The sequence below is a fragment of the Streptomyces sp. NBC_00539 genome, assembly GCF_036346105.1.
In the GTDB taxonomy this organism is placed as follows: Bacteria; Actinomycetota; Actinomycetes; order Streptomycetales; family Streptomycetaceae; genus Streptomyces.
Genome location: NZ_CP107811.1, coordinates 6,353,267 through 6,379,340, shown reverse-complemented (window position 1 = coordinate 6,379,340; position 26,074 = coordinate 6,353,267). Strand labels below are relative to the sequence as shown.

Below are 26,074 nucleotides of genomic sequence, written 5' to 3'. Positions count from 1 at the left end.
CCCACCGCCGTCGCGCCGTCCGAGAGGGAGCCGGAGCATGAACTTCCGCGCGTTGCACCCGAACATCAAACTGAGGCTGGGCGTGGGATTCGTCCAGCGGCTGCTCGGCATCATGCTGATGCCGCTGATGGTCATCCACCTGGCCGCCCTGTACGGGGCTGCCGCGGCGGGCGTGCTCACCCTGGTCGTGGCGGCCGCGGGCATCGCCAGCAACTTCCTCGGCGGCCACCTGGCCGACGTCTACGGCCGCAAACCGCTGATGGTGGCGGGCGAGGTCGGGGCGGCCCTCACCTTCGGGCTGCTGGCCCTGGCCAACTCGCCCTGGTGGCAGTCGGGAGCGGTGACCTTCGTCCTCTTCCTGCTCAACACCTGTCTCGCGAGCGCGGCCACCCCGGCCGCCGAAGCGATGATGATCGACGTCTCCACCCCCGAGAACCGGAACTTCGTCTACACCGTCAACTACTGGTCGATCAACCTGGCGTTCACCGCCGGCGCCCTGATCGGCGGTTTCTTCTACGGCGAGCACTTCACGCTGCTGCTGACCGCCGCGGCCGGACTCTCCGCGGCAACCGCCCTGGTCACCTGGTGGTGGATCGCCGAGAGCGCCCCGGAATCCGCCAAGGACCAGGCGGCCGGCATCCCCGCCATGCTCCGCGGCTACCTCGCGGTCTCCCGGGACCGGGTGTTCCTGCGGCTCCTGGCCGCGGCGACGTTCAGCCGGGCCATCGAGGTGCAGATCGGCTACTACATCGCCGTCCGGCTCGCGGACGACTTCCCCGAGCAGGCGCTGGCCGGACTGGACCGCTGGTTCCCGGCGGTGGACGGCGTCGCGATGCTCGGCATCCTGCGGGCCGTCAACACCGCCCTGATCGTCGTGTTCGCGCTCTTCGCCGGCAGCATGTTCCGCCGGCTGCCCGACCGCGTCCGGCTCTACGCGGGCCTCACGGTCTTCACCGCCGGGTACATGGTCCTCGCCGTCAGCAACAGCGGCTGGGTCCTGATCGCGGCCGCGGTACTGCTGACGGTCGGCGAGATCGCGAACGTGCCGGTCAAGCAGGCGCTGCTCGCCGACCTGGTGGATCCGGCCGCCCGCACCAAGTACCTGGCCGCCTACGGTCTCAACGCCCGCATCGGCCTGCTCATCGGCTCGCTGTGCGTGACCGTCGGGGCCTTCCTCTCGCCGGTCGGCATGAGCCTGCTGTACGCGGCCTTCGGCCTCGGCGCCATCCTCGTCTACCGGTCCCTGCTGCCGCTGCGCGATGCGCGCCAGGCCGCGGCGGAACGGGCCGCCGCGGAGCACGGTGAGGCGGCCGCGGAGCCGGAGCCCGTCGAGGCGCCCTCGGACCAGAACACCGCCGCCGCGCAGCCGGCCCGGCCGGTCGTCGCGTCGGCCCGGAACGGAGCAACGTCATGACCCACTCCCCCACCGCCGGCCGCCTGCTGATGGTGATGCCGTACGAACAGCTCGTCCGCAAGGCCGTCGAGGCCGGATTCCGGGTCTGGTCCATCTGGGACCCCGCGCTCCGCCCGGCCGCCTACCTCGACAAGGTCGCGGCCCACTCCGAGGCACTGGCCCTGGTCGACTTCGAGGACGAGGCCGCGCTGCGCACGCTCGTGGCCCGGATGGCCGTGGAGAACGGCATCCAGCACGTCCTGCACCTGGGCAGCGAGTCCAGCATGGCCCCGGTGGTCGCCGAAGCCGAGGCGCTCGGTCTGTCGCCCAACCGCGCGGAGTCCGTCAGGCTGCTCAACGACAAGAACGCGATGCGCCGTCTGCTCAACCGCAACGGCGTCTCCGTGGTCCGCGCCCGGGAAGCCGCCGCGCTCGGCGAAGTGGAGCCGTTGCTGGCGGAGTTCGGCCTGCCTGCCGTGGTCAAACCCGCCAACTCGGCGGGCAGTCGCGGGATCGCCCTCGTCCGCACCGCCGCGGACCTCGCGGAGTGGACCGAGCGGGTCAAGTCGGCCGGCATCGAAGGCCCGTACATCGTCGAGGACTTCCTGGAGGGCCCGGAGTTCAGCGTCGAGACCCTGACCGTCGGGGGCAGGCACGAGGTCGTCGGCATCACGGCCAAGCAGACCAGCGGTCCGCCCGGGTTCGTGGAGACCGGGCACGTCCACCCTGCCCCGCTCCCCGACGTCGACGCGCAGGCGATCCGGTCCACCGTCACCGCACTGCTCGACCTGGCCGGCTACGCGTTCGGTCCGGCGCACACCGAGGTCATCCTCACTTCGGCCGGCCCGCGCATCGTGGAGTCGCAGGCCCGGCTGGGCGGTGACCGGATCCCGCTGCTCGTGGAGGTCGCCACCGGCCTCGACATGGAAGCGGCGATCTTCCGGGCCCTGGCCGGCGAGGACGTCAGGACGCCCGCCCCGCGGCGGTACGCCGGCGTCGGCTTCTTCCGGCTGCCCGCCGGGCGCCTGGAGTCCGTCGAGGGCCTGGCGGAGCTCGGCGCCGAGGAGCACGTGCACGCCCTGCACTTCCCGTACGGGCCGGGCGACGTCCTGCCGCGCACCACCGACTCCGGTACCCGGCACGGCTACGCCGTCGTCGACGCCCCGAGCCCCGCCGAAGCCGCCGAGCGGATCGACGCTGCGTTCGCAGCGCTGCGCACCACGGTGACACCCGGCACACACGACACGTCCAGCACGCAGAGCACGCCCATCACGTCCAGCACGCCCGGCAACGTCGGCACTCCCAGCACCCCCAGCAAGAAGGAAGCCTTGTCATGAGCGCGAGAACCGTGACCGCAGCCGCCCCACCGGCCACACCAGTTACCGAGCGGACGATGCTCCTCGTCGGTGGGACCGACCAGCACCTCGAACGCGCGAAGGCCCTGGGCGTCCGCGTGGTGCTGCTCCAGCACCCGGACAAGATCAACGCCTTCCAGACCGGGCTGGCCGACGTGCTGCTGATGGTCGACTACACCGCGTGGGACACCGTACGGCCGCTGGCCGAGGCGGCCCGCGAGGTCTGGGGGTTCGACACGATCGTCTCCCTCACCGAGGGCGGTCTCGACATGGCGGCGCGGCTGAACGACCACTTCGGCTTCCCGGGCACCCGGCCGGAAGTGAGCCGCAGGATGCGCAACAAGTGCCTGATGCGCCAACACCTGGCGGAACACGGCAAGTTGTCGATCCACTGGGGCCGGGTCACCGACCGCGAGTCGCTGGAGGCTTTCGCCCTGAAGGCGGGCTTCCCGTTCATCGTCAAGCCGACGGACGCGACCGCCAGCTTCGGTCTGATCCGGGTCGGCGGCGCCGCCGACCTGGAAGCGGCGTGGGAGCGGATCGAGGAGCTGCGCGGCCGGCGCACCGACCGCGGATCGACGCTGTTCACGGTGCGCGAGTTCCTGATGGAGTCCTACCTCGACGGCCCCGAGTTCAGCGTGGAGGGGTTCAGCTTCGGCGGCCGCCACGTGGTGGTCGCCGTGACCGAGAAGCTCGTCGACGACACGCACTTCGCGGAGCTGGGCCACGCCCTGCCCGCCCGGCTCGTACCGCAGGCGTACGAGCAGGTCACCACCGCGGTCGCGGACTTCCTCGACACCATGGGCGTGACCGACGGGCCGAGCCACACCGAGTTGCGCCTGACCTCGCGCGGGCCCGTCGTCATCGAGTCCCACAACCGGGTCGGCGGCGGCCACATCAACGAGCTGGTCGAGGCCGCGTACGGGATCGACCTCCTGCGGTACGGCGTCGCCTGGCCGCTGGGCCTGGTCGAGGAACTGCCCGAACCCCCGATCGCCCGCGCCGGCGCCTGCACGCGCTTCGTCCTCCGGGACCCAGGCACGGTCACGGCCGTCTCCGGCGTGGAGGAGGTCGCGGCGCGTCCGGACGTGCTGGCCGTGGAGGTCTCCGTGAGCCCCGGCGACGAGGTCCGGCCGCTGCGGGACAACTGGGACCGGCTCGGCTTCGCCGCGGTGACGGCGGCCGACACCGACGCGGCGATAGCCCTCTGCGAGCGGCTGACCGAGGAGATCCGCATCGACGTGACCCCTGCGCACGCTCCCGCCGCCGACCGCGGACTGGGGGTTGCGGCGTGAGCGCGCTCGTACTGCACCGGTTCCCGCTGGAGCCCTTCCCGTACGACCGGTGGCTGGCGGGGCTCGACGGCGGCGTGGTGATGATCGCCGCCCGGGACAAGATCGTGGCGGGCCGCGAGCCGGTCCCGGACGGGCCCGGCGGATACCGCCACCTCGAACTCATCGACACGTTCGACGACGAGGACCTCGTCGACCGGCTCGCCCGTGACCTGATCCAGGAATACGGGGTGACCCACGTCATCGCGCACCACGAGGCGGACCTGATCCGGGCCGCCGCCCTGCGGGAGAAGTTCGGCCTGCCCGGCCAGCTGCCCGAGGAGGTGCTGCCCTTCCGGGACAAGGTCCTGATGAAGCGGAAACTGGCGGCGGCGGGCATCGCCGTCGCCCCGCACACCCTGCCCCGGACGGCGGACGAGGCGCGTGCGTTCGCGGCGGAGCACGGACTGCCGCTGGTGTTCAAGGCGCGCGACGGCTTCGGCTCCGTGGGCCTGCGGACCGTGCGGAGCGTGGAGGAGCTGGAGCAGCACCTGTCCGAGGCCTTCGCCCCGGGCGCCGGTCCCCGCGAGGACCTGCTGCTGGAGGCGTACGTCCCGGGCCGGATGTGCCACGTGGACGGGGTGGTGGCGGGCGGCCGTACGGTCATGGCCTGGCCCTCGCAGTACCAGTACGAGCTGTCGTCCTTCCAGGCCGACAGCGGCGCCCGGGTGGACCTCACGCTGGACCCGTCGGACCCGCTGTCGCCGAGGCTGCTGGAGCTGGCGCAGGCGGCGCTCGCGGCGCTGGGCGGCCCGGCCGACTTCGCCTTCCACGCAGAGGTGTTCCACACGCCCGACGACCGGCTGGTGGTCTGCGAGGTCGCGGCCCGGCCGGCGGGCGCGCGCATCCGCGAGGTGCTGACCGCCGTCTTCGGGGTGCACCCGGTGGAGCTGGCGTCGCGCGCGCACACGGGACTGCGGCTGCCGGCCCTGGAGCGCCTCCCGGAGGGCGGCCGGCTGGAGCCGCTCCGGATGGCGGGTCAGGTCCTGATGATGAAGCGCCCGGGAACGGTGCGCGGCATCCCGGCCACGCCGGAGGAGCCGTGGGTGGAGTTCTACGGGGTGTTCGCGGAGCCCGGCGAGGTGCTCGCCGAAGCCGCGTTGTCCTCGGACTTCCTGGCCGCGGCGGTCCTGTCGGCGCCGACGCGGGAGGAGTGCGAGAAGCGGCTGCGGGAGCTGGGAGCCCGCTTCGAGGCGGAGATCGTGATCGACTGACCGCACGGGCGGTGACCCCCTGCGCAGAACTGTTCGATAGGGTCCGAGGTCGCACGGGACCGATCGAGGAGTGCTTGTATGACCAGCGGAGTGCCATCGGCCACCTGCGAACCGGCCGAAGAGCCGGCAGCCCCCGGAGCGGACGAACGGATCGTCCGGATCCGCAGGCGCCTGGAACGGCTCATAGGCATCGCCGCGACCGAGGGCAACAGTCTGCGTCCGCTGCGCAACGGAGACGAGATCTTCGCGGCGATGCTGTCCTCGATCGAGGAGGCCCGCCACACGGTGGACATGATGACCTTCGTCTACTGGCGCGGGGACATCGCCCGCCGGTTCGCCGCGGCACTGGCCGCCCGGGCCCGTGCCGGTCTGCGGGTCCGTCTCCTCCTGGACGGGTTCGGGAGCCGTCTCATAGAGCCCGAGCTCCTGGAGGAGATGGACGCCGCGGGGGTGCAGGTGGCCTGGTTCCGCAAGCCCCTCTACCTCTCCCCGCTCAAGCAGAACCACCGCTGTCACCGCAAGGTGCTGGTGGTGGACGAACAGACCGCGTTCACCGGCGGCGTCGGCATCGCGCAGGAGTGGTGCGGCGACGCCCGCAATCCCGGGGAGTGGCGTGACACGCACGTCGAGGTGCGCGGTCCGGCCGTCGACGGCATCGCCGCGGCGTTCGCCCAGAACTGGGCGGAGTGCCATGCGGAGCTCTTCGACGACCGGGACCGCTTCGTCGGGCACGAACCGTCGGGCGATGCGATCGTGCAGGTCGTACGCGGGTCGGCGAGCTTCGGCTGGCAGGACATGCAGACCCTGATCCGCGTCATCCTGGAGTCGGCCGAGGAGCGGGTGCGTCTGGCCACGGCCTACTTCGCGCCCGACACGTACTTCGTCGACCTGCTGTGCGCGACGGCGCGTCGCGGCGTGGAGGTCCAGATCCTGCTGCCCGGCCCCCACACGGACAAGCGGGTGTGCCGGCTGGCGGGCCAGCGTCACTACGAAGCGCTGACCGCCAGCGGTGTGAGGATCTTCGAATACCAGCCGACCATGATGCACGCCAAGATCATCACCATGGACGGGGTCGTCTCACTGATCGGCTCCACCAACTTCAACCGGCGCTCCCTGGACCACGACGAAGAGGTGATGCTCGCCGTCATGGACCGGAGCTTCACCGCCGTTCTCGACGGGCACTACGACACCGACCTCAAGGCCAGTGACCCCATCCGCCCCGGCAGATGGAAGGACCGCTCCCTCGCGCAGCGCGCACGCGAGGCCGCGGTCCTGCCCATCCGCCGTTATCTGTGACCCTTGGGGCGCGCCGTGGGCGCCGGACGGGAACCGGTCAAGGCCGGTCGGAGTCGCCGGACTGCGCGTGCCTGCGGGAGCTGCGCTGCGCGCCGGGGCTCGGGGAGAGCGCGTCGGCCGCCTCTCCCGGCTCGCCCTCCGCGGTCTGGTCCTGGGTGCCGCGCTGGGCGCGTTCGGCTTCCCGTCGTGCTGCCTCGTCACCCGCCTCACCCGGGGCGTGGGACGGGGTGGTGCGCGGCGGCTCGCTGCGTTCGCGGTCGGTCATCGTCGAGTCCTTTCCTCTCCACCGGCCGGCGAGCACGCCGGCGGTCACAGCCCCGCCTACCCGGTCGCCGAGGTCCCAAGCAGGCCGAACGGGCGGCCGCCGGGTCAGCGGAGTGCGGCGAGGGCCTTGGTGAAGGCCAGCGGTTCCTGGACGACGGAGGAGCAGGTCGGGTCGGCGTGGTCCTTGGCGCCGCCGGCGCACTGCCTGTCCCGGGCGGCGGACCACATCGCGAGCCGGCCGATGCCCTTGGAGCGGGCGAAGGACGCCAGCTGGGCGGCGTCCTCGACCGTGAAGACCTCGGCGGCCACGTCGTTGACCCCGATCATCGGCGTCACGGCCACCGTCTTCCACGCCGCGGCGTCGGAGAGACCGAGAACCGACTTGATCTGCGCCTGCGTCGCGGTCGCGGCCTGGATGGCGTACCCGCCCATGTCCGCCGCGTAGGCGGGCCCGTAGTCCATGGCCATGATGTTGACGGCGGCGATCGCCACCCCGTTGTGCCGGGCGTCGGCGAGCAGGTCGAGGCCGGCCTGGGTGAGGCCCTCCGGCATCACCGGGAGGGTGAAGGAGACGTCGAGTCCGGGGTGGCTCTTCTGGAGCCGGGCGATGGCCTGCGCCCTGCGGGTGTTCGCCGCGGCGTTGGGCAGGGCACCGCCCTCGATGTCGAAGTCGACCTTGGTCAGTCCGTAGGTGTCGATGACCTTGCCGTAGGCGGCGGCGAGGGCGGGGGCGGAGTCGCAGGCCAGAGCCAGCTCGGAGCCGGCGGCGCCGCCGAACGATACGCGCACGTCACCGCCCTTGGCCCGCAGCGCGGAGATCTGGGAGGCGACCCGGTCGGCGTCCAGGGCGGTGGTCCCGCCCCAGAGCGGTGTGCAGCCGCCGCCCGAGGTGACGAAGGCGAGGTTGAACTCCTTGACGCCGGTCTTCGCGACGGTGTCGAGGAGGTCGTGGGCCGGGTAGAGCGAGGTGTCCACGTACGGCGCGAATCCGGCGGAGGTCGTGCCCCCGCCGCCCGGGGTGCCGGTGGGGGCGGGCTCGGAGGTGGCCGTCGCGGTGGGTGCGGCCGTGGGCCGGGAGGTGGGCCCGGTGGACGGGGCCGCCGTCGGGGCGGAGGTGGGGCGGGTGGTCGGCCGCCCGCTGGGCGAGGGGGTGGATCCGGTGCTCGGGGAGCACTTCTCCTTGTTGACGAGGCAGCCCGTGGGGTTGCCGGCGCCGCCGGTCGCGGAGGTGACGAACCCGACGGTGAGGGAGGCGCCGGGGGCGAGCCCCGCGCTGTCCCAGCGGGGCGGCTTGACCGTCACGTGGCGCCCGCTGACGGTCTGTTCGCCGTTCCAGAGGGAGGAGAGGGCCGTGCCGGCGGGCAGGTCGAATTCGAGGGTCCAGTCCCTCAGCGGGGTGCCGGTCCGGTTGGTGATCACGTACTGCCCGGTGTAACCGGTGGTCCAGCTGCTCGATTTGGTGAACGCCGCGCTGACGGAGGCCGCTTGGGCGGTGCCCGTCAGGGCGACGGCGCCGCCGCCGACGGCCGCCGCGACGGCCAGGGCCGCTGCCGCCTTCGCCTTGGGACCCGTGGTGCGGCGGTGGGAATTGCCAGCCATGGAGGACCTGCTTCTGCGTGTGGGATGAGGGATCGACCAGCACGCTAGCGACCACGAAACGGACAAATGTGCGGTTTGGCTCTCCGGCCGGAGACCTTGAGGCGGGCTTAAGGAAGCGATCGGAGCCGTTTAACCCACCTGTGCACAACCCGGTTCCCCTCCTGCGACGAACCACGGTCCGGTGAGGGGCCGCAGTCGTCGGTGCCGGCTGCGAGGATCACCCGCATGACGCCTGCGCTCCCGCCCGACGACCGGCCGACGCACGGTGCGCTGCACCACGTCGAGATCTGGGTGCCCGACCTCGCCCGCGCGGTCGCCACGTTCGGCTGGCTGCTCAAGGCGCTGGGGTACACGCCGTACCAGGACTGGAGCGGGGGACGGAGCTGGCGGCTCGGCCCGGTGTACCTCGTCTTCGAACAGTCCCCGGCCCTCACCGCCGGCCACCACGACCGTCGCCGCCCCGGGCTGAACCACCTGGCGTTCCACGTCGAGGACGCCGCCGCGGTGGAGGCGTTGGCCGCGCGGGCGCAGCGGCACGGCTGGCGGCTGCTGTTCGGCGACCGGCACCCGCACGCCGGGGGCGCGGGTCACTACGCGGCCTACCTGGAGAACGAGGACGGCTTCGAGGTCGAGCTCGTCGCACTGCCCTGACCTGCGGTCCCGCCCGCCTCGGATGCGGGGTCCGCTCGTATGGGGGAAGCTGGCAGGGCGGCGTCCCCAGTGGGAGACGGACGGGCGAGGAGGTCTCGTGGACGGATCAGGAGACGGCCGGCGCACCCGCGCGCCCCGGGCCGGAGTACGGACGGCCGGTGTGCTGTGCGCCATCGCGGCCCTCGTGGCGGCAGCCGTTCCGGCGTCGGCGCGCACCGGCCCCGAAGCGGCCCCCGACCGCACGGCCCCCGCCGATCCGGTAGTGGTCGTCGACTGCTTCGCCAAGGGCCAGGTGCGTCCTGACGAGTACCTGCTGGCCTGCGGCGACGGCAACAACCGCCTCGTGCGGCTGCGCTGGGAGACCTGGGGGCCGAAGACCGCCACGGCCACCGGTACCGACATGGTCAACGACTGCCGCCCCTACTGCGCGGCGGGCCGCTTCCGCCCCTACCCCGTGACGGTGACCCTGAGCAAGCCGCAGCCGTGGCCCGAACGCCCCGGCACGCAGCGCTTCACCACCATCCGGCTCCTCTACACCGACACCGCACCGGCCCCCGTCTCGAAGGACGTGACGATCAAGCTCGTCTACTGAGCCGGTCCCCGTACGCCGGCCCGGCGGGAGGCCGCGGCGTCCGTCACGTCGAGGAACACCTGGTCCAGCTCGGGCCAGCGTTCCTTGAGGCCGGTGCGGATGCGCACCATCGCGTCCTCGACGGTCTCGCTGTCGTACCCGGCCGTCAGGTCGATGCTCGCGGCGAGGAGCGCCGAATCGGGCCCGAGCCGCATGGTCAGCAGCGAGGTCACCGAGTCGATCTCCGGCTGGCGTTCGAGGTCCGCGCGGATTTCGTCCTGCAGCCCCGGGTCGACCGCCTCGCCGATCAGCTGCGTACGGGCCTGCTTGCCGAGGACGTAGGCGACGTACACGAGCAGGACGCCGATGAGTATGGAGGCGCCCGCCTCGTACGCCACCTCGCCCGTCGCCATGTGCAGCGCCATCCCCGCCATGGCCAGGACGACGCCCAGGCAGGCCGTGCTGTCCTCCGCCAGGACCGTGCGCAGGGCGGGGTCGCGCCCGGCGCGCACCTCCGCCACCAGGCCGTGGCCGGCTTCCCGCGCCGCGCGGCGTACCTGGAGGACGGCCCGCAGGAGGGAGGCGCTCTCGGCCAGGAGCGCCACGAAGAGCACGATCAGGCCGATCACGTACCCGCTGTGCGATTCACCGCCGCCCGCGCGCAAGGCCTCGACGCCCTGGAAGACCGAGAAGCAGCCACCCGTGACGAAGATGCCGACGGCGGCGAGCAGCGACCAGAAGAAGCGTTCCTTGCCGTAGCCGAACGGGTGCCGCCTGTCGGCGGGGCGCCTGCTGCGCTTGACCGACGCCAGCAGGAACACCTCGTTGATGGAATCGGCCACGGAGTGCGCCGCCTCCGAGAGCAGGGCGGGTGAGCCGGCGATGACTCCGCCGATCGCCTTGGCCACGCAGATGGCGAGGTTCGCCGCGAGGGCCACCCACACCGTGAGCCGTGTCTCGCCGTCCTGGCCGGCGGACCCCTCCGCCGGGCGCCCGGTCCCCGTCGTCTGCGCCGCCCCCCGTGCGCTCATCCCCGTACCACGGCGCGGACGTTCTCGACGCTGCCGCAGTCGGAGTCCAACAGCCGCTCGCGCTCGCGCAGGAACGCCGCCCCCAGCTCGGCGCGCCGGTCATCGGGCACGCTCTCCCTGGCACCGTTGAGGATCGTCCGCTCCTCCTCGTCGATGTGGTGCGTCACCGCCTTGGCCAGTTCCTCCAGGCGCTCGTCCCACTCGTCCGAGCCGACTTCGCCGACTTCCAGCAGCGCCAGCAGGGCCTCGTTCCCCTCGTCGTGCTCCTCGGAGCCGTGGTCCACTTCCTCGTCGTCCACTCCCTTGAACCGCTTGAGAGCGCCGTAGACCTCCGCCTCCTCGGCCTCGCCGTGCGCGATGAGCAGCGCGGCGAACTCGCGCAGCGCCGCCGCGCGGTCGGCTTCGACGCTCCGCATCCGACGGAAGAGGTCCTCCATGCGCCGGTGGTCCTCGAGGATCACCGCGACGACGTCCTGTTCCACTGCCATGGTCCACTCCTGCTCGCTACGTGCGGCCCCGCCCGGGCGGCGGAACCCGCCGGGCGGCCCGCTCGCGCGCCCGGTCCCTTTCGGGGGTGCTCGCTGCGGCGGGATTCAAACGCAGGAGGGGCACAGTCCTCGGTAGGTGACCTCGACGCCGGAGAGGGTGAAGCCGAAGCGCTCGTCGGAGGGGAGGTGGGCCAGTGGGTCGCCGGACGGGTGGACGTCGCGGATGAGGCCGCATCCGGAGCAGACCAGGTGCTGGTGCGGCCGACGGGCGTTGGGGTCGTAGCGCTTGGCGCGGCCGTCGGTGGAGACCTCCACGACCTCGCCGAGCAGGACGAGTTCACCCAGGGCGTTGTAGACGGTGGCCCGGGAGATCTCCGGCAGCAGCCGGACCGCACGGGCGTGCACCTCGTCGGCCGTGAGGTGCACGTGGTCGCCGTCGAGCACCTGCGCAACGACCCGTCGCTGGGCCGTCATTCGCCAGCCGCGCCCCCGTAGCCGCTCCAGCAGGTCACTCATTCCGGCTCACCTCTTTTGGTCCGGTCTTCCGGTCCGGCGGGACCCTCGAAATCCACTCGCGGACGGGTGGAGTCCGATTGGATAGCGGCTTGGTCTGCTTCTTGACTTGGACTGCGTCCATCGTAGGATCGGTTTCGTTGATAGCCAAGGGACACGAAGATTCCACAGCGGCAGGAGACGAAGACGTGAGCGGCCGCCGCCCGGGCACTGCACCGCGACGACGCGCGGATGCCGGCGCCGTCTCCCGCTGCCCGGGACCGTCCGGGACGGTGACCACCTCGGCGTCGAGGCGAGCGACGAGGCCGGGGCCATCTACTGGGGGCGAGTGCCCCGCTTGATCCACCGCATGCAGAACCTGAGCACCACGATCCGCCTGGGCCGGAAGGATTCCCATGTCTGAGAACCACGATGCAATCGTCGTAGACGCCAAAACCGAGGGCGGGGGCGGCTGTCCCGTAGCCCACGAGCGGGCGCCGCACCCCACGCAGGGCGGCGGGAACCGCCAATGGTGGCCGGAGCGGCTCAACTTGAAGATCCTCGCCAAGAACCCCGCCGTGGCCAACCCGCTCGGTGACGGGTTCGACTACGCCGAGGCCTTCAAGTCCCTCGACCTGCCCGCGGTGAAGCAGGACATCGCCGAGGTGCTGACGACCTCGCAGGACTGGTGGCCCGCGGACTTCGGCCACTACGGCCCCTTCATGGTCCGCATGGCGTGGCACAGCGCCGGCACCTACCGCATCAGTGACGGCCGCGGCGGCGCCGGCGCCGGGCAGCAGCGTTTCGCCCCGCTCAACAGCTGGCCGGACAACGGCAACCTCGACAAGGCCCGCCGCCTGTTGTGGCCGGTGAAGAAGAAGTACGGCCAGAGCCTTTCCTGGGCCGACCTCATGATCCTCGCCGGCAACGTCGCGCTCGAGTCCATGGGCTTCGAGACCTTCGGCTTCGGCGGCGGCCGTGCGGACGTCTGGGAGCCCGACGAGGACGTGTACTGGGGTCCGGAGACCACCTGGCTCGGCGACGAGCGCTACACCGGGGACCGGGACCTGGAGAGCCCGCTCGGCGCGGTCCAGATGGGCCTCATCTACGTCAACCCCGAGGGCCCGAACGGGAATCCGGACCCGCTCGCCGCGGCCCGCGACATCCGCGAGACGTTCCGCCGGATGGCGATGAACGACGAGGAGACGGTCGCCCTGATCGCCGGCGGCCACACCTTCGGCAAGACCCACGGCGCCGGCCCGGCGGACCACGTCGGCGCCGACCCGGAAGCCGCCCCGCTGGAGGCGCAGGGCCTGGGCTGGAGCAACAGCTTCGGCACCGGCAAGGGCGGGGACGCCATCACCAGTGGCCTCGAGGGCATCTGGACCAACACCCCGATCACCTGGGACAACAGCTTCTTCGAGATCCTCTTCGGCTACGAGTGGGAGCTCTTCGAGAGCCCTGCGGGGGCGCACCAGTGGCGGCCGAAGGACGGCGCCGGCGCCGGTACCGTCCCCGACGCGCACGACGCGTCGAAGAGCCACGCCCCGACGATGCTGACGACCGACCTCTCGCTCCGCGTCGACCCGGCCTACGAGCAGATCTCCCGGCGTTTCCTGGAGAACCCGGACCAGTTCGCGGACGCGTTCGCCCGCGCGTGGTTCAAGCTGACCCACCGTGACATGGGCCCGGCCGTGCGCTACCTCGGCCCGGAGGTCCCCTCCGAGACGCTGCTGTGGCAGGATCCGCTGCCCGCACTGACGCACGAGGTCGTCGACGCCGCGGACATCGACTCCCTCAAGGAGCAGGTCCTCGCCTCGGGCCTGTCGGTGTCCGAGCTCGTGTCCACCGCGTGGGCTTCGGCCTCGTCCTTCCGCGGCAGCGACAAGCGCGGCGGTGCCAACGGCGCGCGCATCCGCCTCCAGCCGCAGAGCGGGTGGGAGGTCAACGAGCCCGACCAGCTCGCGACGGTGCTGCGCACGCTGACGGGGATCCAGGAGTCCTTCAACTCGGCGCAGGACGGCGGCAAGCGGATCTCCCTCGCGGACCTGATCGTCCTCGCGGGCGCCGCCGGCGTCGAGAAGGCCGCCAAGGACGCCGGCTTCGACGTGCGGGTCCCCTTCACCCCCGGCCGGGTGGACGCCTCGCAGGAGCAGACCGACGTCGAGTCGTTCGCCGCGCTGGAGCCGGTCGCCGACGGGTTCCGCAACTACCTCGGCAAGGGCAACCGGCTTCCGGCCGAGTACCTGCTCATCGACCGCGCGAACCTGCTGAACCTGAGCGCCCCCGAGATGACGGCGCTCGTCGGTGGTCTGCGCGTGCTGGGCGCCAACCACCGGCAGTCGCCGCTCGGCGTGCTCACCACGACGCCCGGGCAGCTGACGAACGACTTCTTCGTCAACCTGCTGGACCTGAGCACGACGTGGACGTCCACGTCCGGGGACGGGAACACCTTCGAGGGCCGCGACGCCGCCACCGGCGAGGTCAAGTGGACGGGCAGCCGTGCCGACCTCGTCTTCGGTTCGAACTCGGAGCTGCGGGCGCTCGCCGAGGTCTACGCGAGCGACGACGCGAAGGAGAAGTTCGTCAAGGACTTCGTCGCCGCCTGGGACAAGGTCATGAACCTGGACCGGTTCGACCTCGTCTGATCCCGCGCGAGTGATCCCGCACGACTGATCCGTCACGTCAGGGCCGGCCCACAACGGGCCGGCCCTGACGCGTACCCGCGGGGGGCCGGCGGCGTCCGCCGGAGCGGTCGGCAGAGGTGGCCGGTTGTCGCCGGTGGGGTGAGAGGGCCTGGCATGATCGGGCCTCACGTTACTCGTAAGTAGCGCAACTCCCCTCACCAGAAGGTCTCCACGTACGTGCGCAAGCTCGCCAGACGATTCCTGCTCCCCGGCCTCGCCACCCTGGCACTCACCGCCACCGGTTGCTCCTCGACCGGGCACACCGCGGCGGCGGACACCGCAAGTCCCGCCACGCTCGCCCCCATTGCCGACGGCACACAACGGCTCGACGTCACACCGACCCCGCAGGACGCCGTCGCGACGGCTGCGGTGACCCGCGCCGAAGGCACCGGGAAGGGCGCGCCGGTGAAGTCGTCCCTGAAGGTCGCCTCCTACGACCCGGCCACCCGACGAGCCGTCATAGCCGCGCCGGTGAAGGGTGCTTCGCCGATACCGAGCCCCTCCCCCGACCGCTCTGCGGGCAGCTCCCCGAGCAGCTCCCCCTCCGCCGACAGGCCCGTCGCCGTCGGTGACGTCATCGCCAGCGCCCCGGCGCCCGGCGCCCCCGACGGGCTCCTGGCGAAGGTCACCGAAGTCGGACGGAAGACCGACCGCGGCACCGAGGTCGCCACGGCCCCCACCACGCTGTCCTCCGCACTGGGCGACGACAAGGCCGACGGCAAGGTCCCCGTCGACCCGGCCTCCGTCACGGTGGTGCCGCTGATGAAGGGCGTCACCCTGTCCTGGGCGAAGGGCCAGGGGGCGCGGTTCGGTCCCCAGGGCGCGAAGCTGCCCCTGGGCAACCTGCGCCTCGACCTCGACGCCCCGATCGACACCGCCCCGGACGCCCCCGTCACGGCCGGCGCTTCGGTCTCCGGCTTCGTCCAGCTCGCCCCCACGGTCGAGTTCGCGTACGACGGAGCGGGCGGCTCCGGCCCGCGCTCCGCGTTCCTCGGCATGAGCGGCGACTGGTCCTCGCAGTGGAGCCTCAAGGGCCACGCCGCCGCGAGCACCGGCGCGCCCAAGCGGATCCCGTTCGCCAAGCTGCACAGCGCTCCGGTCATCCAGGTGGGCCCCGTACCCGTCGTCGTCAACCTCGACCTGACCTGCTACGTGCAGGTGGAGGCCGACGGGCGCGTGACCCTGGACGTGCGACAGGACGTCAAGGGTGACTTCCGGGTCGGCGGCAGCTACGCGACGGGCAAGGGCTGGACCCCGGTCAGTACGTCGAACGTCCACAGCTCCCCGGTGAAGGCAGAGGTCACCGCCGCCGGCCGGGTCAAGAGCGCACTCGGCGCCGAGGCCTCCGTCGGCCTGTACGGGGCCGTCGGCGTCTCCGCGGACTTCGCCCCCTACCTGCGCGGCGAGGCCGACGCCAAGGCATCCGCCTCCACGGACGGCAAGACCGCCGTCAGCGGTGCGTGGGCGCTCTACGGCGGCTTCGACCTGAGCGGGCAGCTGCACCTGCAGCTGTCCCTGTTCGGCACCCCGGTCTTCGAACGCCGCATCCCGCTCGGCAGCCTCAACCGGGAGTGGCCGCTGACCAGCGGCAAGTTCGCCGGCTAGGCCATCTCTTCCGGATCTTGCCGGCGGCGCGGGTCAGGCAAGCTGCGGAAGAGACGGCCCAGGCCGGGCCGTACCGGTCGGCGGTGGGGCGCACGGAACCCCGCGGAACGCAAGCCGGGCGGGGGGCGGCACTCGTTTGCTTGCTCCGCATGGTGGGGTCCCCCGATGTGCTGCATCGTGGCGGCGAGTGGACATCTCCTCACGTCGTGGGGGCCGCACGGCCCCCAGCCGTGCGCGGTCGTCACGCGACGGTCAACCCGGACGGAGCGTTCTATGAGTGACTACCCCCCACCCCGGGCCGGGGACGAGGAACCGGCCTCGGCCCGCGGTTCCGTTGCCCCGCCGCCCCCGCCGACCGGACCGACCACGTCGGGGGAAGCCGGCACCGGCGCCGGTCCCGGTTCCGCTGACACCCCGGCCGGCGCCGTCGGCGACGAAGGCCTGCGCACCCTGTTGCAGACCGCCGTCGCCCACCGGCCCCTGGAAGAGGTCGCGGACCTGGTGACGCTGCTGAGGCGGTCCGGCCAGGTTCCCGACGCCGCGAACGAAGCACTGCGCGCCGCCGCCCTCAGCCGCCCCGTCGAGGACGTCGTCTCCCTCGCGCTGCTCCTGAGCAACGAAGAGGAGCCCGCGCCGCATCCCGACCGAATAGGACGGGACGACGAACCCCCGGCGCCCCGCTCGCGCAAGCGTGTCAAGCGCTCCGGGCAGTCCGCGGCGCCCGGCGGGGGGCTGCGGTGGCCCACCGCCGCGGTCCTGACCGGGTCCGCGCTGCTGTACCTGCCCCGGCACCCGTCCCGCCTGCTGGCCGAGGGCGGCGCGGGGACGTGGCTGCTGCTGGGCATGGTGGCGGTGTGCGTTGCACTCGCCGTCTGCCTGGCGGTGCGTGACCGTACGCGGGTGTGGGCGGCCGCGACCGTGACCGGCCTCGGGATCCTGGCGGTCCACGCCCTGGCGGCCATGACGGGCCTGTCCCTCCTGGGCGGCGCCGTCGGCGGCCTCCTGCCGTGGCCGACGGGCATCGCGGTGGTCGTGGCGGCCCTCGGCGCCGTCCTCGCGGGCATGGCCCTGCTCTACCGGTCCGAGCAGCCGTCGCCGGTCCCCCCGCTCCCCGAACCCGTCCCCTACGAGATGCCCGACCTGCCGGAGGCGATCCTCCCGGAAATGGGTGCGGACGCCGCCGAAGCGGAAACCACGGCCCCCTAGGCTGCGCACGGCCCGGCGCCGCCGCCCCGAGGCCGCGGCGCCGGCCGCCGTTCCCCCGGCGGTGCGGGCGCACAGCCTGCCCCGCCCGAGGCCCCGCACCCTCAGCCCGGGACCGTGGCCGCCTCCGGTTCCGGGGCGAAGCAGGCGGTGCGGCGCAGTGCGGTCAGGGCGGCCGCGCAGGCCGCTCCGACCGCGGCCAGTACCGTCCACGGCAGCCACGGTGCGCCCAGACGGGCCGCGAGGTCGAACAGGGCGCCCACGCCCAGGTTCCCCGCGGCGACGGCGACGCCGGAGGCCGTGCTGTAGGCCCCGTAATACGTGGCGACCAGCCCTTCCCCCGAGAGGCGGACCAGGGTGTCCATCTCGAACGGGTACAGCAGCGCCGCCCCGGCGGCCAGCAGTGCCGCGCACCCGGCCAGGGCGACCGCGCCCGCCCAGCGGCCCACCGGCAGCAGCAGCGGCAGGAAGGCCGCCCCCATGACCGCGAGACCGATGGCGATCGCCTTCGGGGCGTCCAGGCGCTCACGGGCCCAGTCGGTCAGCCGGAGCTGGCCCACGACCGCCACCAGCGCGGAAACGGCGAAGGCGACGCCCATGACGGTGCCGGCGCCGTCGCCGAACAGGGACCGCGCCCGGAGCGGCAGGGCCAAGTACGTCTGGAAGGCCAGCAGGTAGGAGCCGGCCATCGCCGCGGAGAAGAGGACGAAGGGCCGGTTGCGCACTATCGTGGCCCAGTCGGCGGTGATCCCCCGCCAGCCAGGCGTCCGCTGCGGGTCCGGTCCGGGCCGTCGCGCGGGCAGCGACCGGGCCTGTACGACGGCCAGCACGCCGAAGATCGCCGCTGCCGCCGCGCAGACCAGCCGGAAGTCCAGGAGCAGCAGGGCGAGTCCGGCGAGCGGCCCGAGCAGTATCCCGGCCTGGTAGAAGACGTTGAAGCAGGCGAAGGCCTCCACCCGGCGGGCACCGGCCCCGGCCGCGACGTAGGCCCGCACGGCGGGGTTGAACAGCGCTCCGGCGAAACCGGTGGCCGCCGAGGCGGCGACGAGCGCGGGCAGGGTGTCGGCGACGGCCAGCAGCGCGAACGCCCCGGTGCGCAGTGCACAGCCGGCCAGGATCATGGGCTTGTAGCCGATCCGGTCCGCGAGGGTGCCGCCCAGCCAGAACATCCCCTGCTGGGAGAGGTTCCGTACGCCGAGGACCAGGCCGACGGCCCAGGCGGCGAGACCCAGACCGTGCCCGAGGTGGTCGGCGAGGTAGGGCATCAGCATGTAGAAGCCGAGGTTGATGCCGAACTGGTTGACCATCAGCAGGCGCACGCCGGGGTCGAAGGAGCGCATCTGTGCGCGCAGCCGCCTCATCGGACAGCCGCAAGCGCCGTGGCGGTGCGCGGCGCCGGCGCCGGGCGGGTGACGTCGGTGCAGCGGGTCCAGGAGGTGACCACCCGCTCCGCCGGATGTCCGATCTCCTGCGGGGCGTCGGGGAGGGCGTGGCCGAGCAGGCCGTGGCCGTGGCACCAGCCGTCGTCGTAGACGGTGTCGAGGTAGCGGTGGGGGCCGTCGGGGAAGACGGCGGCGATCCGGGTCCCGGCGGGACGGGTGCGCGCCACCCAGCCCGCGACGAGCGCGACCGCCCCCACGCTCCACCCGCCGGTGGCGTACTGGTGGCGGGCCAGTGTGCGGCAGGCGGTGACGGCTTCTTCGGGGGCGACCCAGTGGACCTCCGCGAACGCCTCGTGGGCGACGTTGGCGGGGTGGATGCTGGAGCCGAGGCCGCGCATCAGGCGCTGTCCGGCCGGCTGCCCGAAGATGGCGGAGCCGGTGGAGTCCACGCCGATCAGTTCGAGCGCCGGGGAGGTCTCGCGCAGTGCGGCGGAGATCCCCGCGGAGTGGCCGCCGGTGCCGACCGCGGTGACCAGTACGTCGACGCGGCCCAGCTGGGTGACCAGTTCGGCGGCGAGCCCGGTGTAGGCGGCGGCGTTGTCGGGGTTGTTGTACTGGTCGGGGCACCACGCGCCGGGGTGCCCGTGGAGCAGTTCGGTGACCCTGTCCCGGCGTGCCTGCTGCCAGCCCCCGGCCGTGTGAGCCTCGCTGACGGTGTCGACGTGGACTCGGTACGCGGCCAGGGCCCGGCGGATCGAGGGCTCCAGTCCGGGGTCGGTGACCACGGTCACCGGATGCCCGTACGTGATGCCGGCCAGGGCCAGGCCCAGCGCCAGGGTCCCGCTGGAGGACTCGATGACCGGCGCCCCGTCGGCGAGGTCGCCCCGGGCCCGGGCGCGGGCCACCATGTGCAGGGCCGGACGGTCCTTGATTCCGCCGGGGTTGGCGCCCTCCAGCTTGGCCCAGAATCCGCGGCCGGTGTCCGCGAAGGGCTCGTCGACCCACAGCAGCGGGGTGCGGCCGACGAGATCCGCGGGCCGGCGCGCGGGCAGGGGGGCGGGTGCGTACGGGGCGGGAGGTGTGGGAGGTGCGGGGGTGACGTGCACGGAGGTGGTGGGCATCGGTGTCGCGGCTCCTGGGCCCGGGCGGCGCTGGGGCGCGCGGGCATCGGCGGATCAGGGCGGGGACGCACGGCCGGACGTTCCGCCGGGCCCCGGCGCACGCGGGCGCGGGCGGGCGGGGGCGCGGCGGCGGCGGCCGTGCGGGTCCTGTCAGGTCCGGGCGACGCACGTCGCGGCGAGGACTCCCCGGCCGCCCGGGCCCCGGTCGTCGGCCGGGGACGCGGCCTTGCCCGTACCCGCCGACGAGGCCGGCCCGGCGACGGCGAGCGGCGTACGGGCCGTCGTCGGCGCGGCGTGGGCGTCCCCCCGCACGCGGTCGACGGCGTGGCCGAGTCCGTCGGGGCAGCCCTCGCCCTGCTCGGCACGGTGGACCGGCACCACGGCGTCGGCAGGGGCCATGGCGAGGGGGAGGGAGAGGGAGAGGGGCGCGACGGTTTCCGGCCGCAGGTGAGGGCCTTCCCCGGCCGGTCCGTGGAGGCACCCGAGGAGGTGGAAGGCGACGGCGAGCAGCAGCGCGAGGACGCCGACGGTCCGCGCGCGGTGATCCACCGCGTGAGCCGACGCCGCACCGATCATGTGCACAAAGTAGCGCGGGGGGCACGATAAGTCACCCGGGACCCGCGGCCGGCACGGCAGGTGCGCGAGGCGGCCACATTCCGGCCAGTCGGCCGGAATACGTCGGCTTAACCCGCGCGGATGCGGTCACACGCGCGGCATGAGCGCGTTCGAGAACTCCCTCACGCTCATGCCCCGCCCCCGTTTCCCACCCCGGTGGGCGACCACGGCCGTTGGTGAGCACGGCCGTTCCTGAGCACGACCGTTGGCGAGCACAACCGTTCCTGAACACACGGAGGCATAGATGCCGGCACGGGTGAGACTGGCCACGCGCGAGAACGCCGCACGGGCCCACCGACCCGACGAGCAGCGGCCTGCGGGCCGCTCCGGCGCCGCGCCCGGTCGGCCACCGCTGAACCGCCCGCTCGCCGCGGCGCTCCTGGGCACGTGCCTGGTGCTGCTCGTCGCGGGCGCCGTCAGCGGCTCGACGGCCATGGCCTGGGCCGCGGTGACGGCCTGGATAGGCGTGGTGAGCACCGTCTCGGCGGTGTGCGGCCATGCTCACCGCCCTTCCCACGAATGAGTGGCGCAATCGGGGACATCCTTGTGGATCTGTGCGGCCGAGACCCCGGGACTTCCGTCCCGGGGTCACCGTGCGTATATTTGTCATGAGACAACCATTGCCATGCGTTAAATGTGGGACGGACGCCGGCACAGCGAAGGGAGACCCGCGTGGTCAGCAGTCCGACCGGTGCGGCCGATGTCCGCCGGCTCGTGGTGGAGTCGTTCAAGGGGCGCGCGGACGACATAGCTGACCGCTGGGTGGTGCTCCAGCTGGAGCGCGCGCCCATGGACCCGGCCAACAACGAGCGCGACCTGCGCTACGAGGCGGACACCCTGGCCTCCGCGCTGATCAGCGCTCTCGACACCACGCTGCCGGTCGGCCAGATGGCGAACCAGCACCGGGAACTGCGCGACGCGGTGAGGGAGTTGTCGCTGCGCAGGGCACGGGCGGGGGCAGCCCCGACCGCCACCTCGCTGTCGGTGCTCGCCCTCAAGGAAGTCCTGCTGGACATCGTCCGGGACACCATCGACGACAGCGCCCTGCTGCTCTCGGCGGCGTTGCTGATCAACCAGTTGCTCGACGCGGCCGGCGCCCTGTCCTTCGCCACGTACGCGGAAGGCCGCGAGGAGATCATCCGGCGGCAGAGCCGACAGCTGCTGGAGGTCTCGACACCCGTCGTACGCCTGTGGCGGCAGGTCGTGGCCGTGCCCTTGATCGGCACCCTGGACACCGCACGCACCCAGGTGGTGATGGAGAACCTGCTCCAGGCCATCCAGGACGAGGACGCGCAAGTCGCGATCATCGACATCACCGGGGTGCCCACCGTCGACACCGCGGTGGCCCAGCACCTCATGCAGACCGTGCGGGCAGTGCGGCTGATGGGAGCGGGCTGCATCATCAGCGGCATCCGGCCCACCATCGCGCAGACCATCGCGCAGCTGGGCATCGACCTCTTCGACATCCTGACGCGGGCCACGCTCGCCGAGGCCCTGTCCGAGGCGATGAAGATCACCGGCGGTTCCGCGCCGGCCCCGAGCGCCCCGGTTTCCCGATGAGCGCACATTCAAGTGCCCACTCCGGCACACACGCCGGGGCCCCTTCCTGCGCCGTACCGATCCTGCGACTGGGCGACGTCCTGGTCACCGGGCTGCTCAACGAACTGGACGACAAGTCCGCCGTGGCCTTCGCGCAGGAACTCACCGAGCGGATCTCCGCCGACCGGGCCCGGGGCGTCCTCATCGACATCTCCCGCCTGGAGATCATCGACTCGTTCGTGGCGCGCAACCTGATGGAGCTCACGAGCATGGCCCGGCTGCTGGGGGCCAGGGTCATCGTGGCCGGCATGCGCCCCCCGGTGGCCATCACGCTCGTGGAACTCGGGCTGGAACTCACGGGCGTGGAAACGGCGTTGCACGCCGAGCAGGGCATGGCCGCGCTGGGCTGGGTCCGGGCCCCGCAGCCCCGGGAAGGGGCGCCGCATGGCACCACTGGCTGACGGCAACCGGACCGTGGACGGCACGGACACCACGGCGGCGGACGCCTCCGGCACGCAACCCGTCCGGCTCTCCCTGGCCACCGAGGACGATCTGCTGGCGGTCCGGCACGCCGTGCGCTTCGCCGCCGTAGCGGCCGGGTTCTCCCTCATCGACCAGACGCGGGTGATCACTGCGGCCAGCGAACTGGCCCGCAACGCCTACATCCACGGCGGGGGCGGGGACCTCGTGGTCGGCCCCGCGCGCGCCGAGGGCCGTACGGGGCTCCGGCTCACGATCACCGACCGCGGGCCGGGCATCCCCGACGTGGAGGCGGCGCTGGCCGACGGCTACAGCACCGGTGTGGGTCTGGGACACGGGCTGGGCGGCGCCCGTCGGCTGATGGACGAGTTCGAGGTGCGCAGCACGCCGGGCGAGGGCACGACCATCGTCACCACACGATGGCGGCGCTGATGGTCCCCGCCCCGGTGGCGCCGACGCGCCAAGTCCGCATCGACCACTACAGCGCGGTGCACGTCGCGGCCGAGACCGCGCGCGCCGTGGCGCGGGAGTGCGCGCTGCCCGGCGCGATGCCCGACCAGGCGGCCGTGGTCGCCTCGGAACTGGCCAGCAACATCGACAAGCACGCCCGCGACGGTGTGCTCTACGTGCAGCCGCTTCCGCTGGGCGGCGGCCTGGAAGTGGTGGCCGCGGACCGGGGTCCGGGGATAGCGGAGGTCGCGCGGTGCCTGGCCGACGGTTACACCACGACGGGGACGCTCGGCGCCGGACTGGGCGCGGTCGGACGCATCGCGACGGAGCTCGCCATCACTTCGAGGACCGACACCGGCACCGTGGTCTGCGCCCGGCTCGCCCTTCCCGGCCGGCGCGAAGCCGCCCGGCAGCCGGTGGGACTGGTCTGCCTGCCGGCCGCGGGCGAGGAGGACTGCGGGGACGCCGCGGCAGTCCTCGACCTCGGTGGGGCGCGCACCGCGCTCGTGGTGGACGGCCTCGGGCACGGCCGTGAGGCGGCGGAGGCCGCCCAGGCGGCGGTGCGTTCCTTCCGCGGGGCCGCCGAGGGCACCCTCCCGGAGATCATGGCGGTCATGCACCGGGCGCTCCGGCACAGCCGGGGGGCCGCCGTCGCGCTCCTTCGACTGCGCGCCGGGGAAGCGGAGTACTGCGGGATCGGCAACGTCCGCATGGTGGCCCTCTCCCCCGACGAGGTGCACCACCGGCTGACGGGTCAGCCGGGGGTGGTCGGCTGGCGGATGCCCGCCCCGCGCACCCACCGCGTCCCGCTGACCGCGTCGACCACCACCGCGCTGCACACCGACGGCATCGACCTGCGGTGGGCGCACACCCCGCCCGCTCACCTGCTGCGCCTGCCCGCCCCGCTGCTCGCCGCCACGGTCGCGCACGGCTACCACCGCACCCGCGACGACGCCACCGTGGTGGCGGCCAGAGCCCCCGACGAGCCGTCATGAGCAGACTCTTCTGGGACGTGACGGTGCTCCGCGAGGAGGTGCGCGACCTCGCGCGCTCCTACCGGCTGCCCGCGGACGTACGCGGCCGACTGGTGCTGTCGGTGACGGACCTGGCCTGCCCGGAGTTCGAGGCCGGCCACCCCGTCAGGCTGACGAGCGTGTTCGACGCCGCGCACGACGTGCCCCAGCTGAACCTCACCCTGACCGCCCCGCGAGCGGCCGGCCCGCTGCGGAGCGCCGACCTGCCGCTGACCGCGCCCGAGACGTCGGCGAACTCGGTCACCTGGCACATCCCGCTACCCGACCGGGACGCCGGACCGTGCGGGGAAGCCCGGGCGCCGGCGCCCTTGCCGGACTCCCTGTCGGCGCAGGTCCGCGCGGCGGACGAGGAGCTGCGCGCCGCCCTCGCCCGGGCCGACCACCTCACTGCCGAACACCGGCTGATCAAGCACGAGTTGGCGGAGACCAACGCCGGCGTCCTCGCCCTCTACGTACAACTCGACGAGCGCGACGAGCAGGTGCGCAAGGCGCACGGCCAGGTCCTGCGGGAGCTGGAGGACGCGCTGCGCCCCCTCCCCCCGGAGATCGACGGCTTGGAACTGGCCGTGCACTACGCGCCCGCGGACCCGGCCGCGCCGACCGGCGGGGACCTCTACGACTGGTTCGCCCTGCCCGACGGCACCGTGCACGTCACCGTGGTCGACGCGCTGGGCCACGGCGTGCGCAGCACCCGCGGTGCGGTCACGGTCACGCACGCGGTACGCACCCTGGCCCTGGAGGGGCACCCGTTGCCCTCCATCCTCGCCCGCACCCATCACCTCCTCATGCCCTTCAACCCGGATCTGATGGCGACGGTGCTCCTGGTCCGGCTCGACCCCGCCACCGGGGACCTCCAGGTCGTCAGCGGCAGCCACCCGCCCCCGCTGCTCGTACGGCACGGCGGCACGCCGCACTTCCTCGAAGCGACCGGCCGGGGCATCGGCTTCCCCTCCCCGGGCGGCGATGCGGTGCTGCGAGAACGCATGGAGCCCGGTGATCTGCTCCTGCTCTACACCGACGGCCTCACCGAGAGCCGCAGGGACCTCATCGAGGGGGAGTCGCGGCTCATCAAGGCCGTGGAGCAACACGCCCACCGCCCGATAGCGGAGATCCCCGATGCCGTGGCCGCCGAGATGCACACCGTCGTCCTCCATGCCGACGACACCCTCGCCCTCGCCATGCGGATGACCGCGAAGGCCTCGATGGCCCCCGCGACGAAGGGTGTTCGCCGCCTGCCCGCCCAAGGCAGGCGGGCTGACAAACGGTCTATCGGATGAGAGAGTAGTGCGATGCCGCACAGCTTCCCCTTGCCACCCCTGCACTCCACGCAGGTGGCTGCCGAAGCATCCGCTCTCCTGGAGATGCTGGACGTCCTGTGGGGCCGCGGCCAGGAAGCCGTACCCTCCCCCGTGCCCCCCTCGCAGTTGCGTGCCCTGACCGTGATCGACGAGCGGGAAGCCGTCAACCTGCGCGACCTGGGCGAAGCGCTCGGTTCGACACCGCCCTCGGTGAGCCGGCTCTGCGACCGGCTCGAAGCGGCCGGTCTCGTCCAGCGTTCCCGGGCGACGGCGAACCGCCGGGAGGTGGAGGTGCGGCTGAGCCGCAGCGGCCGGGGCGTCCTGGCTTCCGTACGGGCGGCCCGGGCGCGGGAACTCGAGACCGTGCTGGCGCGCCTGAGCCGCGAGGAGCGGGGGGCCCTGTTCGAGGGGCTGGCCGCCTTCCGCGACGCCGCCGCCGGTACGGGCCCGGGCCGCCCGGGCCACGGCCGCACCGGTGTGGACGTCAGCGACATCGCCTGACCGGAGGTCCGCCGCGGGCCGGCCGGACCTCGGGGGAACGGAACCCGCCCGCAGACCGGTGGTCGGTCCGCGGGCGGGTACGGAGTGCCGGGACGACTCCCCGGGTACGGGTGTCAGGCCGGGCGGCCGCCGAACGGGGCGCCGGTGCCGTAATACGTACCGAGCTGCGCGTGGTATCCGGCGTCGCCCAGGTGCTTGTCCCGGTGGAACTCGGGCGCGTTCTTGACCTGCTCCTTGGTGAGGTCGACCAGGACGCGCTTTTCGTCCGGGTCGATGCGCGTGACGGCGCCCGCCGGGATCAGCACCTCCTTTCCGAAGATCCACACACCGGTGTCCACGACCAGGTAGGCGGAGCCGGCCTCGTCCGAGTGCTTGTCGACCTTGCCGATGACGCCCTCGGTCGCCTCGACCTTGTAACCCGTCAGGTCGGTTCCCGCCAGGTGACCGGCCGTCTCACGGAAAGCCCACATGTGA

Annotated in this window: 26 protein-coding genes; 17 read left to right on the top strand and 9 right to left on the bottom strand. The window is 72.9% G+C overall.

Translation table 11 applies throughout. From position 1 onward, the window contains the following. The first annotated feature begins 37 nt into the window (after window positions 1-37). The 5 genes from OG861_RS28850 (at window position 38) to OG861_RS28830 (ending at window position 6,589) form a co-directional block, all read left to right on the top strand. A complete protein-coding gene (locus tag OG861_RS28850; protein ID WP_329192574.1) occupies window positions 38-1,414 on the top strand; it encodes an MFS transporter in 1,377 nt (458 codons plus the stop codon). Further along, the gene (locus OG861_RS28845; protein ID WP_329192576.1) at window positions 1,411-2,730 is read left to right on the top strand and encodes an ATP-grasp domain-containing protein; all 1,320 of its coding nucleotides are present in this window, start codon (window positions 1,411-1,413) and stop codon (window positions 2,728-2,730) included. Before OG861_RS28850 ends, OG861_RS28845 begins: the two co-directional genes overlap by 4 nt. Continuing rightward, window positions 2,727-4,043 (top strand): ATP-grasp domain-containing protein, encoded by a 1,317-nt coding sequence (locus OG861_RS28840; RefSeq protein WP_330261904.1) that lies wholly within the window; start codon window positions 2,727-2,729, stop codon window positions 4,041-4,043. The genes OG861_RS28845 and OG861_RS28840 overlap by 4 nt, the downstream gene beginning before the upstream one ends. After that, window positions 4,040-5,293, top strand: a complete 1,254-nt coding sequence (locus OG861_RS28835; RefSeq protein ID WP_329192579.1) for an ATP-binding protein — start codon at window positions 4,040-4,042, stop codon at window positions 5,291-5,293. Before OG861_RS28840 ends, OG861_RS28835 begins: the two co-directional genes overlap by 4 nt. A 78-nt stretch (window positions 5,294-5,371) precedes the next feature. After that, window positions 5,372-6,589, top strand: coding sequence for a phospholipase D-like domain-containing protein (locus OG861_RS28830; protein ID WP_329192582.1), 1,218 nt, complete (start codon window positions 5,372-5,374; stop codon window positions 6,587-6,589). Window positions 6,590-6,626: 37 nt separating this feature from the next. Here OG861_RS28830 and OG861_RS28825 read toward each other — a convergent pair whose 3' ends face one another. Both OG861_RS28825 and OG861_RS28820 read right to left on the bottom strand, forming a co-directional pair. Continuing rightward, on the bottom strand, window positions 6,627-6,854 hold the full coding sequence (locus tag OG861_RS28825; protein WP_329192584.1) for a hypothetical protein: 228 nt from the start codon (window positions 6,852-6,854) through the stop codon (window positions 6,627-6,629). Window positions 6,855-6,958: 104 nt separating this feature from the next. Beyond that, window positions 6,959-8,452: a cellulose binding domain-containing protein gene (locus tag OG861_RS28820; protein ID WP_329192585.1), complete on the bottom strand. Its 1,494-nt coding sequence runs from the start codon at window positions 8,450-8,452 to the stop codon at window positions 6,959-6,961. A 225-nt stretch (window positions 8,453-8,677) separates the two neighbouring features. Between OG861_RS28820 and OG861_RS28815 the strand changes: the two genes are divergently transcribed. Both OG861_RS28815 and OG861_RS28810 read left to right on the top strand, forming a co-directional pair. Then, window positions 8,678-9,103 (top strand): VOC family protein, encoded by a 426-nt coding sequence (locus OG861_RS28815; RefSeq protein WP_329192586.1) that lies wholly within the window; start codon window positions 8,678-8,680, stop codon window positions 9,101-9,103. Between the two features lie 97 nt (window positions 9,104-9,200). Then, window positions 9,201-9,695, top strand: coding sequence for a hypothetical protein (locus OG861_RS28810; protein WP_329192587.1), 495 nt, complete (start codon window positions 9,201-9,203; stop codon window positions 9,693-9,695). On the opposite strand, the gene OG861_RS28805 is transcribed toward OG861_RS28810, so the two are convergent. From OG861_RS28805 to OG861_RS28795, 3 genes are all read right to left on the bottom strand, one after another. After that, entirely contained in the window at window positions 9,689-10,705 is a 1,017-nt protein-coding gene (locus tag OG861_RS28805; RefSeq protein ID WP_329192588.1) for a cation diffusion facilitator family transporter, read from the bottom strand. The two genes, OG861_RS28810 and OG861_RS28805, sit on opposite strands and share 7 nt — an antisense overlap. Continuing rightward, window positions 10,702-11,193 (bottom strand): hemerythrin domain-containing protein, encoded by a 492-nt coding sequence (locus tag OG861_RS28800; RefSeq protein WP_329192590.1) that lies wholly within the window; start codon window positions 11,191-11,193, stop codon window positions 10,702-10,704. The genes OG861_RS28805 and OG861_RS28800 overlap by 4 nt, the downstream gene beginning before the upstream one ends. Before the next feature lie 105 nt (window positions 11,194-11,298). Beyond that, window positions 11,299-11,709, bottom strand: a complete 411-nt coding sequence (locus tag OG861_RS28795) for a Fur family transcriptional regulator (protein ID WP_329192592.1) — start codon at window positions 11,707-11,709, stop codon at window positions 11,299-11,301. A gap of 392 nt (window positions 11,710-12,101) precedes the next feature. Between OG861_RS28795 and katG the strand changes: the two genes are divergently transcribed. The 3 genes from katG to OG861_RS28780 all read left to right on the top strand — a co-directional run bounded on the left by katG (window position 12,102) and on the right by OG861_RS28780 (window position 17,183). After that, a complete protein-coding gene (gene katG, locus OG861_RS28790; protein ID WP_330261903.1) occupies window positions 12,102-14,333 on the top strand; it encodes a catalase/peroxidase HPI in 2,232 nt (743 codons plus the stop codon). Window positions 14,334-14,549: 216 nt separating this feature from the next. After that, window positions 14,550-15,977, top strand: coding sequence for a hypothetical protein (locus OG861_RS28785; protein WP_329192598.1), 1,428 nt, complete (start codon window positions 14,550-14,552; stop codon window positions 15,975-15,977). A 273-nt stretch (window positions 15,978-16,250) separates the two neighbouring features. Further along, the gene (locus tag OG861_RS28780) at window positions 16,251-17,183 is read left to right on the top strand and encodes a hypothetical protein (protein WP_329192600.1); all 933 of its coding nucleotides are present in this window, start codon (window positions 16,251-16,253) and stop codon (window positions 17,181-17,183) included. Window positions 17,184-17,284: 101 nt separating this feature from the next. On the opposite strand, the gene OG861_RS28775 is transcribed toward OG861_RS28780, so the two are convergent. The 3 genes from OG861_RS28775 to OG861_RS28765 form a co-directional block, all read right to left on the bottom strand. Beyond that, on the bottom strand, window positions 17,285-18,541 hold the full coding sequence (locus OG861_RS28775) for an MFS transporter (RefSeq protein WP_329192601.1): 1,257 nt from the start codon (window positions 18,539-18,541) through the stop codon (window positions 17,285-17,287). Continuing rightward, entirely contained in the window at window positions 18,538-19,683 is a 1,146-nt protein-coding gene (locus tag OG861_RS28770) for a PLP-dependent cysteine synthase family protein (protein WP_329192603.1), read from the bottom strand. The genes OG861_RS28775 and OG861_RS28770 overlap by 4 nt, the downstream gene beginning before the upstream one ends. A 150-nt stretch (window positions 19,684-19,833) precedes the next feature. Then, window positions 19,834-20,259: a hypothetical protein gene (locus tag OG861_RS28765; RefSeq protein WP_329192605.1), complete on the bottom strand. Its 426-nt coding sequence runs from the start codon at window positions 20,257-20,259 to the stop codon at window positions 19,834-19,836. 283 nt (window positions 20,260-20,542) lie between these two features. Between OG861_RS28765 and OG861_RS28760 the strand changes: the two genes are divergently transcribed. The 7 genes from OG861_RS28760 to OG861_RS28730 all read left to right on the top strand — a co-directional run bounded on the left by OG861_RS28760 (window position 20,543) and on the right by OG861_RS28730 (window position 25,600). Further along, window positions 20,543-20,821 (top strand): hypothetical protein, encoded by a 279-nt coding sequence (locus OG861_RS28760; protein WP_329192607.1) that lies wholly within the window; start codon window positions 20,543-20,545, stop codon window positions 20,819-20,821. A gap of 149 nt (window positions 20,822-20,970) precedes the next feature. Then, window positions 20,971-21,858, top strand: a complete 888-nt coding sequence (locus OG861_RS28755; protein ID WP_329192608.1) for an STAS domain-containing protein — start codon at window positions 20,971-20,973, stop codon at window positions 21,856-21,858. Further along, complete coding sequence (locus OG861_RS28750) at window positions 21,855-22,298, top strand: STAS domain-containing protein (protein ID WP_329192611.1); 444 nt, start codon at window positions 21,855-21,857, stop codon at window positions 22,296-22,298. The genes OG861_RS28755 and OG861_RS28750 overlap by 4 nt, the downstream gene beginning before the upstream one ends. After that, complete coding sequence (locus OG861_RS28745) at window positions 22,282-22,749, top strand: ATP-binding protein (RefSeq protein ID WP_329192613.1); 468 nt, start codon at window positions 22,282-22,284, stop codon at window positions 22,747-22,749. Before OG861_RS28750 ends, OG861_RS28745 begins: the two co-directional genes overlap by 17 nt. Next, window positions 22,737-23,762, top strand: a complete 1,026-nt coding sequence (locus OG861_RS28740) for a SpoIIE family protein phosphatase (protein WP_330261902.1) — start codon at window positions 22,737-22,739, stop codon at window positions 23,760-23,762. The genes OG861_RS28745 and OG861_RS28740 overlap by 13 nt, the downstream gene beginning before the upstream one ends. Then, window positions 23,759-25,078, top strand: a complete 1,320-nt coding sequence (locus tag OG861_RS28735; RefSeq protein ID WP_329192617.1) for a PP2C family protein-serine/threonine phosphatase — start codon at window positions 23,759-23,761, stop codon at window positions 25,076-25,078. The genes OG861_RS28740 and OG861_RS28735 overlap by 4 nt, the downstream gene beginning before the upstream one ends. Window positions 25,079-25,090: 12 nt before the next feature. Further along, a complete protein-coding gene (locus tag OG861_RS28730) occupies window positions 25,091-25,600 on the top strand; it encodes a MarR family winged helix-turn-helix transcriptional regulator (protein WP_329192619.1) in 510 nt (169 codons plus the stop codon). A 113-nt stretch (window positions 25,601-25,713) separates the two neighbouring features. On the opposite strand, the gene OG861_RS28725 is transcribed toward OG861_RS28730, so the two are convergent. Beyond that, window positions 25,714-26,070 (bottom strand): PRC-barrel domain-containing protein, encoded by a 357-nt coding sequence (locus tag OG861_RS28725; RefSeq protein WP_329192621.1) that lies wholly within the window; start codon window positions 26,068-26,070, stop codon window positions 25,714-25,716. Window positions 26,071-26,074: the final 4 nt, after the last annotated feature.